14 protein-coding genes are annotated in these 15,893 nt (G+C 64.0%); 3 read left to right on the forward strand and 11 right to left on the reverse strand.

Features of this window, described 5'->3' with window-relative positions; all coding sequences use genetic code 11:
* Nucleotides 1-142: 142 nt before the first annotated feature.
* Entirely contained in the window at nt 143-820 is a 678-nt protein-coding gene (locus AAGT95_RS21370) for a FadR/GntR family transcriptional regulator (protein ID WP_342595067.1), read from the reverse strand.
* Nucleotides 821-974: 154 nt separating this feature from the next.
* Between AAGT95_RS21370 and AAGT95_RS21375 the strand changes: the two genes are divergently transcribed.
* Together AAGT95_RS21375 and nhaC are read left to right on the forward strand one after the other, a co-directional pair.
* Nucleotides 975-2,138: an aminotransferase class I/II-fold pyridoxal phosphate-dependent enzyme gene (locus tag AAGT95_RS21375; RefSeq protein ID WP_342595068.1), complete on the forward strand. Its 1,164-nt coding sequence runs from the start codon at nt 975-977 to the stop codon at nt 2,136-2,138.
* 28 nt (nt 2,139-2,166) lie between these two features.
* The gene (nhaC, locus tag AAGT95_RS21380) at nt 2,167-3,645 is read left to right on the forward strand and encodes a Na+/H+ antiporter NhaC (protein ID WP_342595069.1); all 1,479 of its coding nucleotides are present in this window, start codon (nt 2,167-2,169) and stop codon (nt 3,643-3,645) included.
* Between the two features lie 45 nt (nt 3,646-3,690).
* On the opposite strand, the gene AAGT95_RS21385 is transcribed toward nhaC, so the two are convergent.
* Entirely contained in the window at nt 3,691-4,065 is a 375-nt protein-coding gene (locus AAGT95_RS21385; protein WP_342595070.1) for a VOC family protein, read from the reverse strand.
* Nucleotides 4,066-4,440: 375 nt separating this feature from the next.
* Between AAGT95_RS21385 and AAGT95_RS21390 the strand changes: the two genes are divergently transcribed.
* Nucleotides 4,441-5,922: a DEAD/DEAH box helicase gene (locus AAGT95_RS21390; RefSeq protein ID WP_110598659.1), complete on the forward strand. Its 1,482-nt coding sequence runs from the start codon at nt 4,441-4,443 to the stop codon at nt 5,920-5,922.
* Nucleotides 5,923-6,024: 102 nt separating this feature from the next.
* On the opposite strand, the gene AAGT95_RS21395 is transcribed toward AAGT95_RS21390, so the two are convergent.
* The 9 genes from AAGT95_RS21395 to AAGT95_RS21435 form a co-directional block, all read right to left on the reverse strand.
* Nucleotides 6,025-6,660 carry a TPM domain-containing protein gene (locus tag AAGT95_RS21395; protein WP_342595071.1) on the reverse strand — a complete coding sequence of 212 codons (636 nt, stop codon included), beginning with the start codon at nt 6,658-6,660 and terminating at the stop codon, nt 6,025-6,027.
* 19 nt (nt 6,661-6,679) lie between these two features.
* Nucleotides 6,680-7,486: a TPM domain-containing protein gene (locus AAGT95_RS21400; protein ID WP_342595072.1), complete on the reverse strand. Its 807-nt coding sequence runs from the start codon at nt 7,484-7,486 to the stop codon at nt 6,680-6,682.
* Nucleotides 7,486-8,109 carry a LemA family protein gene (locus tag AAGT95_RS21405; protein WP_342595073.1) on the reverse strand — a complete coding sequence of 208 codons (624 nt, stop codon included), beginning with the start codon at nt 8,107-8,109 and terminating at the stop codon, nt 7,486-7,488. The genes AAGT95_RS21400 and AAGT95_RS21405 overlap by 1 nt, the downstream gene beginning before the upstream one ends.
* Nucleotides 8,110-8,234: 125 nt before the next feature.
* On the reverse strand, nt 8,235-8,702 hold the full coding sequence (locus tag AAGT95_RS21410) for an HIT family protein (protein WP_110598663.1): 468 nt from the start codon (nt 8,700-8,702) through the stop codon (nt 8,235-8,237).
* Nucleotides 8,703-8,864: 162 nt separating this feature from the next.
* A complete protein-coding gene (locus tag AAGT95_RS21415) occupies nt 8,865-9,707 on the reverse strand; it encodes a bifunctional transcriptional activator/DNA repair enzyme AdaA (protein WP_110598664.1) in 843 nt (280 codons plus the stop codon).
* 11 nt (nt 9,708-9,718) lie between these two features.
* Nucleotides 9,719-10,483, reverse strand: coding sequence for an SDR family oxidoreductase (locus AAGT95_RS21420; RefSeq protein WP_342595074.1), 765 nt, complete (start codon nt 10,481-10,483; stop codon nt 9,719-9,721).
* Between the two features lie 183 nt (nt 10,484-10,666).
* The gene (locus AAGT95_RS21425) at nt 10,667-11,098 is read right to left on the reverse strand and encodes an acetyltransferase (protein WP_342595075.1); all 432 of its coding nucleotides are present in this window, start codon (nt 11,096-11,098) and stop codon (nt 10,667-10,669) included.
* Between the two features lie 609 nt (nt 11,099-11,707).
* Nucleotides 11,708-14,221 (reverse strand): DUF2309 domain-containing protein, encoded by a 2,514-nt coding sequence (locus AAGT95_RS21430; protein WP_342595076.1) that lies wholly within the window; start codon nt 14,219-14,221, stop codon nt 11,708-11,710.
* A complete protein-coding gene (locus tag AAGT95_RS21435) occupies nt 14,218-15,798 on the reverse strand; it encodes an NADH-quinone oxidoreductase subunit L (RefSeq protein WP_342595077.1) in 1,581 nt (526 codons plus the stop codon). The genes AAGT95_RS21430 and AAGT95_RS21435 overlap by 4 nt, the downstream gene beginning before the upstream one ends.
* Between the last annotated feature and the right edge of the window lie 95 nt (nt 15,799-15,893).

A 15,893-nucleotide genomic window follows, 5' to 3' on the forward strand; every position in this document is an offset into this window, starting at 1 on the left:
AGGTCTACACGAGCGAATGACTCCGTCGCGCGGTACTGGGGCGCCAGTCCGATCGAAACTCGCCTGGCCCCTGTCATGTCTCGGTCTCTGCGTGCCGTGCGCCTTGCCCTTCATCTCGTTCGGCGATCTGTTCAGCGTTTCCCTAACGCATGATCTCCACGTTATGCCGCGTGGCGGCCATCAACTCGCCGAAAGCGGTCACGGCCGCTTCGACGTCGCGCCGGCGCATCGCCGCCAACAGCGTCAGATGGTGCGGAAAACTGGCATCGAAGACCTGGTTTCGGTCCTGGGGCGTCTGCCACGACACATAGAGCTCGGAGTGAATCGAGCGTATCAGTTCGACCAGTACCTGGTTGTGACTGGCGCGATAGATGGCGAGGTGAAACGCCGAGTCCGCCTCGTGGACACGCAGAAAATCGTCGGCAGCGCGGGCGACCTGGTAATCGGACAGGTACTGCGCCATCTCGTCGAACTGGGCCTCGCTGGCGTGCAGGGTGGCCAGCGCGATGGCCTTCTCCTCCAGTACCAGGCGCACATCCAGCATCTCCAGCAGGTGGCGCCGCGCATCCGTCACTTGCAGTCGCGAGAACAGACGGAAGGTCTGCTGGTCGCTGACGTAGATCCCCTTGCCGTTGACGACCTGGATCACGCCCTCGGCCTCGAGCCGCTTCAGCCCCTCCCGCAGCGTGGAGCGCCCCACCCGCAGGCGCTGCATCCACTCGGCCACCGATGGCAGTCGATCCCCGGCCGACAGCCCTTGCTCGGCGATATAGCTGCCGATCTCGCCGGCCACCGTGTCGGATAAGTAGAGTCTTTTCATCACTGTCCCGCTGATGCCGCTGGGCGGCCGTAGGCAAAAACGGTAACCACAAACCCGCTTAGGTTCAATTGAAGCGCCAGTCACCCTGTGATAATCCTACCTATCAGACAGGCTGACACCATGACATTTTCCGCTCACCCACTTGGCGATTTTGATGGCATTCGACGACAACACCTCCGACGCCGCTCGGGATTCCGAGATCTGCACCCACGCCTTCGAGGAACATCAGCGCTACGAGGGGGCGATCGCGCCCCCCATCTATCAGACCAGCCTGTTCACGTTCCCGACCCTGGAGCGCTTCACCGAGGTGATGCGCGACGAGCGCAGTCATTTCGTCTACAGCCGCGGGCTCAACCCGACCGTCAAGCTGCTCGAGGACAAGCTCGCCGCGCTGGAGCGGGGGGAGATGGCCAAGGCCTTCGCCTCGGGCATGGGCGCGATCAGCGCGACGATGATGACGCTGCTCGACCAGGGCGACCATGTGCTGCTGGTCAACCAGGCCTACGGTCCGACGCGCCAGCTGCTGGAGCAGATGGCACGATTCGGCGTGAGCTTCAGCGAAACCGGCGGCAGTCGCGGCGAGGTCGAGGCGGCCGTGCGAGACAATACCCGGTTGATCTACATCGAGAGCCCCTCGTCGATGCGCATGGCGCTGGCCGATCTCGACGGCATCGCCGAGCTGGCCCGAAGCCGGGGCATCCTCACCGCCATCGACAATACCTGGGCGACGCCGCTTTACCAGAAGCCGCTGACGCACGGTATCGACCTGACCCTGCACACGCTCTCCAAGTATATCGGCGGCCACAGCGACCTGGTCGGCGGGGTCGTCGTCGGCCGGCGGGAACTGGTGGCGCCGATCTTCGAGCACGGCCACCAGTTGCTGGGGGCGGCCCTCTCGCCCCACAGCGCCTTCCTGGCCCTGCGCGGCCTGCGCACGCTGCCGATCAGAATGCGCCAGCACCAGGCCAATGTCCTGGAGGTCATCCGCTACCTGGCGACCCAACCCTCGGTGACGGGGCTCCACCACCCCTGTCTCGCCACCGGCGAGGCGGCGGCATGGGCCGAGAGACAGCTGAGCGGCCACGCTGGATTGCTCAGTTTCGAGATCGTCGATCCGTCCTATGTTCGCATCGCCGGTTTCATCGACACCCTGCGCGTCTTCCGTATCGGCGTGAGCTGGGGCGGCTACGAGTCGCTGGCCATCTCCCAGCGCCAGCCCGACGACACCGGCCCTGCCCTGATTCGCCTGGCGATCGGGCTGGAGGACGTCCAATCCCTGCTCGACGATCTGGAGCGCGCCTTCCGCACGCTGCAATAATCCCGCCACGTCAACCGGAGACGCCACGATGGCCACCACCCGACAACAACAACCCGGGTTTCTCGCCTCGCTCGGACTACTGCTCGTCATTGCCGCCACCATCATCTACGGCATCGTCATCGCGGCGTACGAGACGGAGATGGTCCTGATCACCGTCGGCGTCCTGGCAACGCTGTTCGCCGTCGCCCACGGCCGCCGCTGGGACGACATCATGACCATCCTCGCGGACAAGATCCGAACCGCGACCATCGCCATCCTGGTGCTCTACAGCATCGGGCTGATCATCGGGACCTGGCTGGTGGCCGGCGCCATCCCCTACTTCATCTACTACGGGCTGGAACTGATCGACCCCGGCTATCTCTACGTCATGGCGTTCGTCGCCACCGCCATCGTCTCGACCTGCACCGGGACCTCATGGGGGTCGGCAGGCACCATCGGCGTGGCGATCATGGGGATCGCCGGGGCCATGGAGATCAACCTGGCGATCACCGCCGGCGCCGTCATCTCGGGGGCCTATTTCGGCGACAAGCTGTCACCGCTCTCCGATACCACGATCATGGCGTCGATGGTGGTCAAAGTGGACCTCTACCGCCATATTCGCTATCTGATGTTCACCTCGGTGCCATCCTGCCTGGTCGCGGCACTCGCCTACTGGATACTGGGCACCAGTCTCCACGGTGATGCCCAGTCGCCGGCGATCGCCGCCACCACTACCCAGATCGAGGAGCTTTTCACCCTCAATCCGATCCTGCTGCTCCCGGCGGTCATCATCCTGACCGGATCGATACTCAAGAAACCCACGCTGGTGGTGCTGTTCGCCTCGACGCTGTGCGCCATGCTGCTGGCGCTGTGGGTACAGGGCCTGCCGCTGTCGGTGGTGGTCGAGGCCGCCGTCTCCGGCTTCAGCGTCGACATGCTGCCCTCCGCACAGGCCGGACAGATCAACGACACGCTGCGAACGCTGCTGGAACGGGGCGGCCTCTACAGCATGCACGGCACCGTGCTGTTCGTGTTCTGCGCGTTCTTCTTCGCCTCGGCGCTGGAGGCCTCGGGAGCGCTCCATGTGGTTCTCCACCGGACGCTGGAGCACGTACGCTCCGCCAGCGGTACCATCCTCGCCTCGCTGCTCGCCGGTCTCTGCATCATCTTCGCCACCGGCAACAGCTACGTGACCTTCTTCCTGACCCGCGAGATCTTCGCCGACCAGTACGCCAGCAAAGGGCTTCATCCGCTCAATCTCTCGCGCAGCCTGGAAGATGGCGGCATGATCCCCGAGCCGCTGGCGCCATGGACGGTCTCGGCGGTCTACATGGCGGCGACGCTCGGCGTATCCACGCTCGACTACGCCCCCTGGGCGCTGTTCAACTATCTCGGGATCGTGTTCTCGGCGCTGCTGGCGATCGCCGCGCCCTGGACGGGCAGTTTCGGCGTGCGCCGGCTGACGCCGGAGGAGAATCCGCCTCGCGCTCGGGTCAATGGGGTTGTGGCGGCGGGCGACCCCCGCTGAGCCTTGCGGATACCCATCGCCGGGCCGGCAAGGGGTGTCCCTCGATCATGCCCAGGCATTGACGTTGTCGGCATCCTCGAAATCCGGCCGCTGCGGGTGGACGACACAGAACCGGTGGCCGGTCGGCGCCTCCATGACGGTCCAGCGCTCCAGCCGCTCGACCACCTGCGCACCCAACCCCTCCAGCCGGGTCACTTCCGCCTCGATATCATCGGTTTCGATATCCAGGTGCACCCGGCTGGGGTGATCCACCTGCTGTATCAGCACATCGGGCTGATCCGGAGGCGTGGCCAGCTTGCCGTATTTCTCGTCGGTCTCGTGACAGGGCCAGCCCAGCGCCCGGGCCCAGAACTCGATGGCGGAAGACTTCTCTCCGCCCTGGCTGTCGATGACGAGCGCTGCCAGACGGCTTCTGTGCATCGTGGTTCTCCTCTCCGTCATGTGAATCCGAAAGTCGTATCCTCATCCAGCATAGCCAGCGCCGGGCACGGCGACCTCCCTGACCGACTGCCACCGCCCCAGTCAGTCCTCACTTCGCCGCGAGACCGGTTCGCTCCTGACCCGGCTCGGCTTCGAATCGATTCACGCCAGGCATCACAACGGGATGGCGGTGGCGACGCACATGCGTTAAGCTGCAGGCCCATTGCCGTTATCTGTCTGACCGTCGTCACGCGAAGCTGAAAGAGTCGACGACCCTCCATTTTGCCGCCTCCAGGCGCATCAGCCAGCACTGGCATTCCCCGGTAGAGCGTAGCCGCTTCGCTTCGCCATTCGCCGCGACCTAGAGAATACCGAATGAGTTTTGCCTCACTGGGCCTTAGCGCCCCGTTGCTGAAAGCCGTTGCCGAGCAAGGCTATGACACCCCCTCCCCGATCCAGTCACAGGCGATTCCCGCCGTTCTCGAGGGAAGAGACGTCATGGCCGCCGCGCAGACCGGCACCGGCAAGACGGCGGGTTTCACCCTGCCGATCCTTCACCGCCTGTCCCAGGGCGATCGCCCCCGGGCCGGTTCACAGATTCCGGTACGTGCGCTGATCCTGACCCCGACCCGCGAGCTCGCCGCTCAGGTCGGCGAGAGCGTGGCGACCTACGGCAAGCACCTGCCGTTGAAAAGCGCCGTGGTCTTCGGCGGCGTCAAGATCAACCCGCAGATCGCCACCCTACGCCAAGGCGTCGACATTCTCGTCGCCACCCCTGGTCGCCTGCTCGATCTCTACCAGCAGAAAGTGGTTCGCTTCGACAAGCTCGAAGTGCTGGTACTGGACGAAGCCGACCGCATGCTCGACATGGGCTTCATCCATGACATCCGCAAGATTCTGGCCGTGCTGCCCAAGCAGCGCCAGAACCTGCTGTTCTCGGCGACCTTCTCCAACGATATCCGCAACCTCGCCAAGGGCCTGGTCAACGATCCGGTCGAGCTCTCGGTGACCCCGCGCAACGCCGCCGCGGCGACGGTGAAGCAGTGGGTCCATCCGGTGGACAAGAGCCGCAAGCCGGCGCTGCTGTCGCACCTGATCCAGACCCACCAGTGGCAACAGGTGCTGGTCTTCACCCGCACCAAGCACGGCGCCAACCGCCTGACCAAGTATCTCGAGGGCCAGGGCATCGAGGCTGCGGCGATTCATGGCAACAAGAGCCAGAATGCCCGCACCAAGGCGCTGGCCGACTTCAAGAGCGGTGGCGTCCGCGCCCTGATCGCGACCGATATCGCCGCACGCGGGCTGGATATCGATCAACTGCCGCAGGTGGTGAACTTCGAACTGCCCAACGTGGCGGAGGACTATGTCCACCGTATCGGCCGTACCGGCCGGGCCGGCGCCAGCGGCCAGGCGGTCTCGCTGGTGAGCCTGGACGAGAAGAAGGAACTGGCCGGCATCGAGCGCCTGATCAGCCAGCGCCTGACCAGCGAGGCGGTGACGGGCTTCGAGCCCACGCCCGGCGGTGGCCCCAAGGTGGACGAGAACGAAGGTCGTCAGCCCCGCGGTGGTCAACGGCGTGGTGATGGCGGCCAGCGTCGCGGCAATGGCGGTGGTGGCCGCGGCAACAGCGCCGGCGGGCGCGGTAACGGCGGTGGCCGTGGTGGCGATTCACGCCGCGGAGAAGGCCGCAGCGCCTCCTCGAGCCAGGGCGGTTCTCAAGACGACAACCGTGGCAATCGCATCGATAGCGGCAACCGTGGCAACCGCAGCGGCGATGCCCCGGCCCAGCGCCGTCAGCGCTCGCGCGGTGGCCAGCGTCGCAGCGGCGGCGGCGGCACGTCCAACGGCAACGTCTGATACCCGGCCCTCAGGGCCAGCCCCAAACGACAACGCCACCGTCATTGACGGTGGCGTTGTCGTATCCGGACGTCGGATCCTCGCCGAGGCGCGGCCCGGCACTCAGTCGAGCACGATGAGCCGGTTGGGCAGTTCATTGCGCTCGTGGGTCGCCGGCACATGGGCCTCGAGCAGCTCGCCACAGCTATCGATGCAGTTGAGAAAGCCCTGCAACGTCTCGCCGGCTTTGACGCGAGCGGTGAACGCCTCGACGATCGCCTGCCAGGTATCGTCGCTCAAGCGTGCCGAGATGCCTCGATCGACGAGGATCTCGACGTAGCGCTCGGCCTCGGAGACGAAGATCAGCATGCCGGTGCCCGCCTCGGTGTGATGCAGGTTCTGCTCCAAGAACTGGCGCCTGGCCAAGTTGGAGGCGCGCCAGAAACGCACATGCCGCGGGATCAGTCGCGTCAGCACCGGCGGCAGCCGGAACACTACCGCCAGCACGATGAAGACCAGCCACTGCGCCAGCAGCAGATACCAGGCGCTGCTCCCGCCCAGCCACCCCAGCCAACTGGCGATGACGCTCAGCGCGCCTGGGACGATGAGCGCCGTCAGTCCGGCCCACAGCAGCGGAATATAGGTGTAGTCGTCGGCCTGACGCGCCAGGACGGTGACGACCTCGGCATCGGTGTCGCGCTCGATCCGCGTGATCGCGTCGCCGACTTGCCGCTGTTCGCTTTCACTCAATAAAGCCATGCTGTCGTTATCCTGTCGTCTACCAGCCACCGGACGCGCCGCCGCCGCCGAAACCACCACCGCCGCCGCCGAAGCCGCCGCCACCGAAACCACCACCGCCGCCGAAGCCGCCGGAACCGCCGAGAGCGCCGCCCAGCAGCACGCCGCCCATGGCGCCTCCGCGCCGACGCCGTCTGCCGCCGCGTCCACCACCGCCGCCACCGCCACGCACGATCAGCATGACGATGAAGAACAGCAGCCCGAACCAGATCCCGGCACCACCCAGGTGACGGGATTCCTGCTGGGCGGGCTGGGGCGGCGGAGCCGCCTCGGCCTGGGCGTCGCCACCGAGCGCTGCGATCATCGCCTGAACGCCACCCATGATCCCACCGGCGTAATCCCCCTTGCGAAATGCCGGGGTGATGGTCTGGTTGATGATCGCGGAAGACCGGGCATCGGTCAGCCGGCCCTCGAGGCCGTAACCCACTTCGATCCGCACGGCGCGCTCGTCCACGGCGACGATCAGCAGCGCGCCGTTATCCTCGCCCTGCTGGCCGATACCCCAGTGGCGGCCGAGCTGATAGCCGTAGTCCTCGATGGCCTCTCCCTGGAGGTCCGGCAGCGTCACCACGACGAGCTGCTCGCCGGTCGCCTCCTCATGGGCCGCGAGCATGTCGGTCAGTCGATCGCGGGTCGAGGCATCCAGCAGATCGGCGTTGTCGACCACGCGCCCGGTCAATTCGGGAAAGTCCGGGGCCGCCTGGGCGAGCAACGCGAATGCCAGTAGCCAGAGGCCCAGCGTCAGCGAGATGAAACGCGTGTACGTTCGTCGCGTCGGACAGCGCATCAGAACTCCACCTTGGGCGCCTGGTCGGCGTTCTCCGTGGTGGCTTCGAAGTTCTCGCGAATCGGCATATCGCTGTAGAGCACGCTATGCCAGATCTTGCCGGGGAAGGTCCGAATTTCGGTGTTGTACGCCTCGACCGCCTGGATGAAATCGCGACGTGCCACCGCGATCCGATTCTCGGTGCCTTCCAGTTGCGACTGCAGCGCCAGGAAGTTCTGGTTCGACTTCAGATCGGGATAGCGCTCGGAAACCGCCATCAGCCGGCTCAGCGCCCCAGTCAACTGGCTCTGGGCCTGCTGGAACTGCTGCAGTTGCTGGGGATCGTTCAGCGTATCGGCGTCGACCTGGATCGAGGTCGCCTTGGCCCGCGCCTCGACGACCGCCGTCAGCGTCTCCCGCTCCTGGCTGGCGAAGCCCTTGACCGTCTCCACCAGGTTGGGCACCAGGTCTGCGCGACGCTGATACTGGTTCTCGACCTGGGACCAGGCCGACTTCACCTTCTCGTCCAGGGTCGGAATGTTGTTGATGCCGCAGCCGGAGAGCGACAACATCAATACCAGCAGCAATAGCCACCGCCACGGTTGACGGGCGGCGGCGGGCAAGGCGGTCACGGGTGTCTGCATGAAGGGTTCCCGGTTGAAGGAGATTGGAAATTGGAGCCTCGAGGGTTCCCGGGTGCCCGGGCCCAGGCGGTGATGACGCCAAGTTACAGGTTGGCCGGCGCCATGGGAAGGCGGTTCCCCGCCGCTCACTCCGCGGCGCCGGTGGCACGAATCCGGGCGGCAAGCGCTGCCAGCCCGGCATCATCGGCACGCCGGTAGTCATGGGAGGAGAGATAGCCTTCGTAGACGTCGAAGTACTTGTCGACCCTGGACTCGACCGGTTTGAACGCGGCGTCGTCCCCCGTGCCATGCATGGGGAACAGCTTGGCGTGGAGATGATCGACGCCGTAGCCCTCGAAGAACATGCCGCAGCGGGCCACGCCCTCCAGCGCCCGATCCAGCCGCCTGGCCACCTGCTTGGTCGCCACGATCAGCTCGCGCAGCACCGCATCTTCCTGTTCGAAGGCATAGCTGCCGTGATGCGCCTTGGGGATCACCACCGAAAACCCCTCGGTATTGGGGAAAATGGAGAGAAAAGCCAGGTGCGACTCGTCTTCCCAGATACGGTGGGCCGGCGCCCGGCCGGCGACGATGTCGCAAAAGATGCAACTCATAAGGGTCGGGTTCCTTTCATCTCGGCGTGAACGCACCGTTCTCTGGCGATGAAAGACAAGATAGACCAGGGCGCCGTGGGCGCAGACGCCCAATGGCCAATAGCGAAATCATGGCGCCCGCCATCAGCCGAGCGAGATATGAGCGTCGGTTGCATGGCATTGTTATAGCGCAACCGGTTCATCACGCATTTTCTCCCATGTTTGTACCATGAGCTTCTTGGTTGGTCCCCAGCGGTACCCGCCCAACGCACCACTCTGCTGAATAACCCGGTGGCAGGGGATCAGCAAAGCAACGGGATTTGCGCCGATGGCGTTACCAACGGCCCTTGCCGACCTAGGGACGCCGAGTGATCTGGCCACTTCGGCATAGCTGGCCACAGCACCCGATGGTATTTTCAACAAGGCACGCCATACGGCTATCTGGAAATTTGTCCCGGTCACATGAAGCGACAGCGGACCCTGTCCGGAAGCTGTCTTACTGCTAAAAAAGGCATCAATAACGTGTCGCGTGGATGCCAAGCTTTCTCTGATCGAACTCAGAGGCCAATCGTTATGCAAGTCATCCAGCAACTCCTCCATGCCATTGAAGTCCATAAACGCTGCCCGGCAAACGCCACGCTGGGTTACGGCTACGAACATGGGCCCCAGAGGGGTCGGATGTACTCCATACTCGATCTGTAACTCCTTACCTCGATTTTTATACTCGCCGGGTGTGACTGCTTCTAGCTGCACAAAGTGATCGTGCAACCTTGAACTGCCGCTCAATCCAAGCTCATGTGAAACATCAAGCAAGGAGCGGGAATTGTCCAGCAATCCTTTGCCCCGTTCCAATGTCAGAACCTGTAAAAAGCGCTTCGGCGTAGTACCCGCCCACCGACAAAACAGCCTTTGAAAGTGATACGGACTCAGATGCACATGGGCGGCTATCTCTTCCAGGCTGGGCTGATCTACTGCCCGATCAACCAAATAGGCCATAGCACCTGCGATTCGGTCATAGTCTGACATGGCGAGGCCTCTCAGACACGATTTATAGACACACCGCCATCGACCAGCATTGCAGACCCCGTGGTGAAGCTGGAGGCATCGGATGCTAAGTACAGTGCGGATTGAGCGATTTCATCAGGTGTCGCCATACGCTTGAGAGCATGCAGGTTATGCACAAACGCCACTGCTTCTGGCGTGCTGGCAAATTCACGTCCCGCTGGCGTATCAGTACCACCGGGCAGAAGGGCATTGACCCGGATATTCTGGGGCCCATGCTCTGACGCCAGCACCTGGGTCAATCCAATAAGGCCAGCCTTGCTGGCGGCGTAGGCAGCCATGCCTGGCATGCCTGCAGTGTAACCAACGAAGGTGGAGGTAAAAATTAAAGAACCTCCTTTTCGGGCAGCCATAGCGGGCAGCTGGTACTTTGCGCCCAAAAATGCGCTGGTCAAGTTGTTCGCAATAACTTGATTCCAATCCGTGAGCGACATCTCCGGGACAGGGCCCATAGCCCCGAGAATGGCAGCATTGTTAAAAGCAATATCCAAAGCGCCAAAATGACTTACAGCCTTATCTACCAAAGCTTTGGCAAACGCTTCTTCGCCAACATCACCGACTAGTGCCAGTGCCTTTCCGCCTTCCGTATTGATTAGGTCCACCAGGTCATCAAGCTCTTTCTGTCGCCTTGCAGCCACCACTACGGCAGCCCCTTCTCTCGCAAAAAGCTTCGCGGCTGCGTAGCCAATACCGGTGCTGGCGCCAGTTACGATAGCAACCTTGTTAGCAAGTGTAGGCATCAGTCATTCCTCCTAGCTCTGCTCGCTATAAAAGGGCACATGCCCGACAGGAGCTATGTTAGGAGGACGAACGACTGCTGCCGACCCGAATCTTGCTGTATTTCAGTTTCGCTATGACGCTTGCAGTTGCGGCGGGTACGGAGCGCAGCGTAGCACACGTTCGACCACCTGAATTTGTCAAATTCATAGCGTCATGTGCAGCAGTGGATAAGGCTTGCCTTGTCCATCAACTGGTGAACGGCCCGTTACAGAAAAGCCAATATGCTGGTAAAAACCTAGCGCCTGCTTATTCTGTTCATTAACATCGACTTTGGTAGCACCTTGGTACTTGACCGCATAGGCCGCCAACAAAGCCCCGCCACCTTTGCCGCGTGCATCAGGTGAAATGAACAGCATTTCAATGTTGCCATCACGTACACCGCAGAACCCCAGTATTTCACCGTTACTGTTTTTGGCACACCTTAAATCAACGGCGTCAAAATAGTGCTCTAAGATCAGCGGCTTTAACTCCTGAAGATCTTCTTCTTGCAAAAAATCGTGAGTTTCTCTCACCGACGCTTCCCAAACCTCCAGCAGCCTTGGATACTCTGCTTTTTCCACGGTTTTAATATTCATCATCAATTCCAATTGGAACTTAAAGCGCAGCACAGCAACGCGAGTTCACGAGCGCCCCACCATCCACCTAACTCATTGGTAACAAAGTTTTCTCTAAACAGCTCGGCTACCTATGCCGAATTCGCGCGCCCTCGCAACTTTTCAATCCCAACGATACTGTCTATAAACACAAAACCCTAGGCACCAGCTTATGGATGCGCAGAGCAAAACTCCCGAGCTGATGGATCGTGTAAAGGCATCATGCGGGTAAACGCTACAGCCAGCGTACCGAGAGAACCTAATGCCTGGCCACGCTACCGCCCCTACCTGGGCATGGGTGATGGCGGCTTGCCATCCATGCAGTAGTGCTAGCATTCAGCTAAGAGACCATTCCACCTGGCCATGCAAGAGGTCTTGAACAACAAGATTATTCACCCATCATGACGGATGCAAAACACTGTGAGTCGCATTAGAAGCACCATTCGCCGCTTTGAGATTCAGCCCCCGGGGACTCCACCACGCAAGCGGATGCCAACTCAGTGAAAACGTCCCAAAAGAGAAAAGCCCCGAGCCAGTGGTTCGACCCGGGGCTTTCTCTGATGCGGCGAGTTTTCTAGCCGAATCTTACCTTTAGCTACTGACCCACTGCCCGCCACGATAGGCCAGAACCTCTCCGCTCCGGTCATCCAGCGCGAACAGATGCAGCCAGCCATTGTGCGTCAGCGAGGTCAACACCTCGTGGCGCGCGACGATCTCGGCGATGGCTTCCGGGGGCGCGGCGAGGTAGGCGCTCAGGCGCAGCGGTTCGTGGCGCCAGCGCTCGCCGTCGTGCAATGACTGCAGCGGCAGGCCGATACGCAGATCACCGCCGTTGCCTTCGAACACCCCGATATGCCCGCCGACCACGTTGTGCAGCACCTTGTTGCCACTGCCGAACTTGCGGTTATCGGTGACCGAGGCGTTGTACTGCATGTTGATCCAGTGGGCGACCATCAACGGTGCGGTCATGATCGCTTCCAGCCGCGCGAAGTCGCTATCCGTGCGCCAGTCGTAGTCGTGCAGGAAGCTGCGCCCGGCGAGATCGAGCAGCGCAGTGCAGCGCCGCGGGGCGGCGATGAAGCTGGCGTTATTGGCCAGCCCCCACTCCGGGCGGGTCTGCGACCAGTCAGCGCCGCGGCGGTCCAGGGTCTGCTCGAGTTCAGGCGTATCGGCCGCGAGGCCGAGCTGCGGGGCGCGCTGGCGCCGGGCCTGCTCGCCAGCCCGCTGGAGCCAGGTGCGCATCTCTTCACCCAGCACCTGGGCGTCCGTCTCGGCCTCCAGCAGTTCGAGGCGGTCGGTGATGGTGTGGTGCAGCGCCGGCAAGAAGCTCGTCTCCTCGGGGATGACCAGTCCATCTTCGGCCAGCGCCTCGCGCAGCGCGGGTTCGTTGAGCAGCCGCGCCAGGGCGCGTACCGAGACTTCCCCGGACTGGCCGCCGCAGGCGCCGCACTCGAGCCCCGCAGCGTGCGGGTTATTGCTGCTGTGGCTGCCGTGCCCCACCAGCAGTACCCGCGAGGCGATGTGGTCGGTCAGCCCCATGCCCACCAGCACGCTGCGGGCGAGCGCGGCCTTGTCGGCCAGGCTCAGGGCCTCACCGCTGGCGCGCCAGTGCCAGCTCAGCGTATCCATAGCGAGGGGCTGGCGCCGGGCCTTGGCCTCCAGCGAGCGGCGCAGCAGCTTGCCGGCGTAGAGCAGTCCGCCCGCTTCCACCGCGGTGAAGCTGGCACTCGCCGTGCGGCTCCACTCCTGCAGGCGTGCCTGCCAGTTCAACCGTTGCGCCGTGTGTGTCGTCCCCGTGTTCGGCTCGCTCTTGAGCATCACCTGCGGTGCCAGCAGCCCCGGCAGATGCGGCTGGGCCAGCGTGGTACCACCCTGCTGGTGCGCCAGCGGTAGACCGAAGAAGCCGGCGAAGCCCAGCGTCTGGATCGCCGGGCTCTGCCGCTCCAGCGCCCGGCGCATCGGCTCGGAGCGCACATCGATGCAGAACACCGCCTGCAGCCGCGGCGTCTGCGTACTGTCTGAAGCCACACCCGCGGCCTGCCGCAGCGCATGATGCAGCGGCTGCTGGTAGGCGATTTCACTGGCGAGCTGCCACACCCATAGCGGCTGCTGTGCACGCTGGTGGCGCTCGATACGCGTCGGCAGCTCCACCAGCTCGGCGTGCCACAGTCGGTTCAGGCGCTCGGCCTGTTCTGGCTGCTCCGCCCCGGTATAGCGCCACAGCACCAGCTCCCAAGCCAGGCGGATCGCCAGCAGGCTGCGCATGTCCGAAGGAGGCCGCGCGAACTGGCCCTGGCGCTGAGTCTCCTCCTGACCCTCACCGGCGGAGGCATCCAGCCCCTGCTGCCAATCCTGATAGGCGACCCAGCTGGCCCAGCCATTGATATCGAGCAGCAGCGCCTGGGCGTAGCTCTCGAGATGACCGGTGGCGACATCCAGCTCGGCGATGGCCGCCTGGAACAGCCCCTCTTCGCTCTCCGGCAGGGTCTGGAAGTAGCACCGCAGCCGCGGTTCGCCCATCAGGATGGCGATGCCGCGATCCTCGAGGGTCATCTCACGCCAGTGCTGATAGAGCCGCATGTCGCGGGGCGCGTGCAGGCGCTCGGCGTTGAGCGGCCCGTCCGCCTGATAGTAGGCGGCGCAGAACTGGCTGATCTGATGGGTGATCTCGTCGCGCCAGGCCATCTGGTGCTGACGGTCACGACGGGCATCGATCAAATCGCTGATGTTGTGCCAGTGGGGCAGCCGGCTCAGCTCGTCGACCACCGCAAGCAGATTGCGGTAGGGGCCATGGTAGTCGAGCCTTGCGGCGGCCTCACTCAGATGCGCCTCGGTGATCTCGCCGCGCTGCCACGCCGCCAGGTAGTGGCTCGGCGGCATCAGGCCGTGGACATTGCCCAGCGCCGAGAGGCGTGCCGAGACCGTGGCGGCGTCTTCATCGCGCTGGGTCCAGTAGGGGCTCACCGCGATCAGCCGATCCAGCGGCCAGCTCGGGGCGATGCGTGCGCAGGCGCGATCCAGCGCCGCGATCTGGGGCTCGGTGAGCGGCGTGGCGTCGCTCGCGTCGGCCAGCCGTGCGGTTCGAGAGGTATCGAGACTCATCATAGGGAACTCCCGCGAGAGACGGTGTGATGCTGCTTGGCCTTGATTCGGCCGGGCAGCGCGTGGGGCCAGAGCTTGAGGGTGTTACGGGTGACCCACTCATCGAGGTAGAAGCCGGCGTAGCAGTAGCGGTTGAGCGTCTGCGAGGCGCGGTAGTGCAGCCCATGGCGCTGCAGCCAGTAGCCGGCGAAGAGCAGCACGAACAGCACGCTCACCCACAGATCCGCCCAGGGCGAGACACTGCGCCCGGTGGCGGGGAGCAGCGTGACGAACAGCGTCTTGAGGCCGACATAGGCGAGCACCACCAGCACGGCCAGGCCGAGGAAGCTGCCGAGGGCGCCCGCGCTACGCTCACTGCGGCGCTCGGCCAGCATCACGCTCAGCGCCAGGGTGACCAGCACCCAGGGGCTGTAGGCGGCGAAGGCAGGCGACGTACTGAGGCTGCGTGCCAGCACCACCACCGTGCTCACCAGCGCGGCGCTGATCAGAAAGGCCGTGAGCCACTGGCCCGGAGAGGGGCTGCGAGCCGGGGCCTGGCGACGCAGCAGATCCTCGGCCACCGCCTCACCGGAGCTGAGGAAGGCGTAGGCCTTGTAGCAGGAGTGGGCGAGCAGGTGCAGCAGCGCCAGTTCGGTCAGCCCGAGGGCGATCTCGACCAGCATCAGGCCCATTTGGGCGCTGGTCGACCAGGCCAGGCGCACCTTGACGCTGACGCGGGTCATCATCACCAGCGCCGCCAGCACGCTGCTGACGCCGGCCACCGCCAGCACCAGCGCCTGGGCCGGCGCCGACTGCAGCAGCAGCGGCGAGAACAGCAGCAGCAGGTAGCCACCGAGGTTGATCACCCCGCCGTGCAGCGTCGCCGACACCGGGGTCGGCGCCTCGACCACCTGGATCAGCCAGCCGTGCAGCGGTAGCTGGGCGCACTTGATCAGCGCCGCCAGCCCGATCAGGCAGGCCGCGACCTGATCGGCGAGGCTCAGGGCATGGCCGGGCACGGCATAGGCGGCGGTGATGACGCTGATCCGCGCGCTATCGTGCTCCAGGTAGAGAATGAGGAAAGCGGCTGCGGCGCAGAGCTCGGCGGCGCGGGCGAAGAGGAACTTCTTGTGCGCTGCCAGGGCGGCACGCGGGCGGTCCGGGTAGAACATCAGCAGCTGATGCATGGCCAGGCTGATGCCCAGCCAGGCGAACAGGAACAGCAGCAGATGATCGCTGAGCACCGCCACGCTGACCGCGGCAAAAAGCGCCTGAACGAGCGCGACGAAGCGCCGCTGGCGCGGCTCGCCCTGCAGATAGGTCGCGCTGTAGCGCACCACCACGAAGGCGATGAAGTTGGCCAGCGCCAGCATGCACAGCTGCAGCACGCCGCTCTGCCACCAGCCGGCGAGCGCCGGCAGGCCGTGTACCAGCCCCAGCGCCAGCAGCGCGGCTGCCAGCATCACACTGGCGCTGGTGGTGGCCTGGCCGATGCGCCAGGCCCGCGCGGTGGCGCCGCGAGCGCTGACCACGGCCCCCAGCGCCAGGATGAGCGGCACCAGGGTGAACAGAAGGGTGAAAAATGGCTCGTTGCCGTGCATGAGTAGGCTCCGCTGATCCAGGGAGCGTGCAGTATCCGGCGAGCCGTTTCTTAATTAAAATAGATATTAATTGACGAATGGTTCTATAAAAGAGA

This window comes from Salinicola lusitanus, assembly GCF_038648475.1.
GTDB lineage: Bacteria > Pseudomonadota > Gammaproteobacteria > Pseudomonadales > Halomonadaceae > Salinicola > Salinicola lusitanus.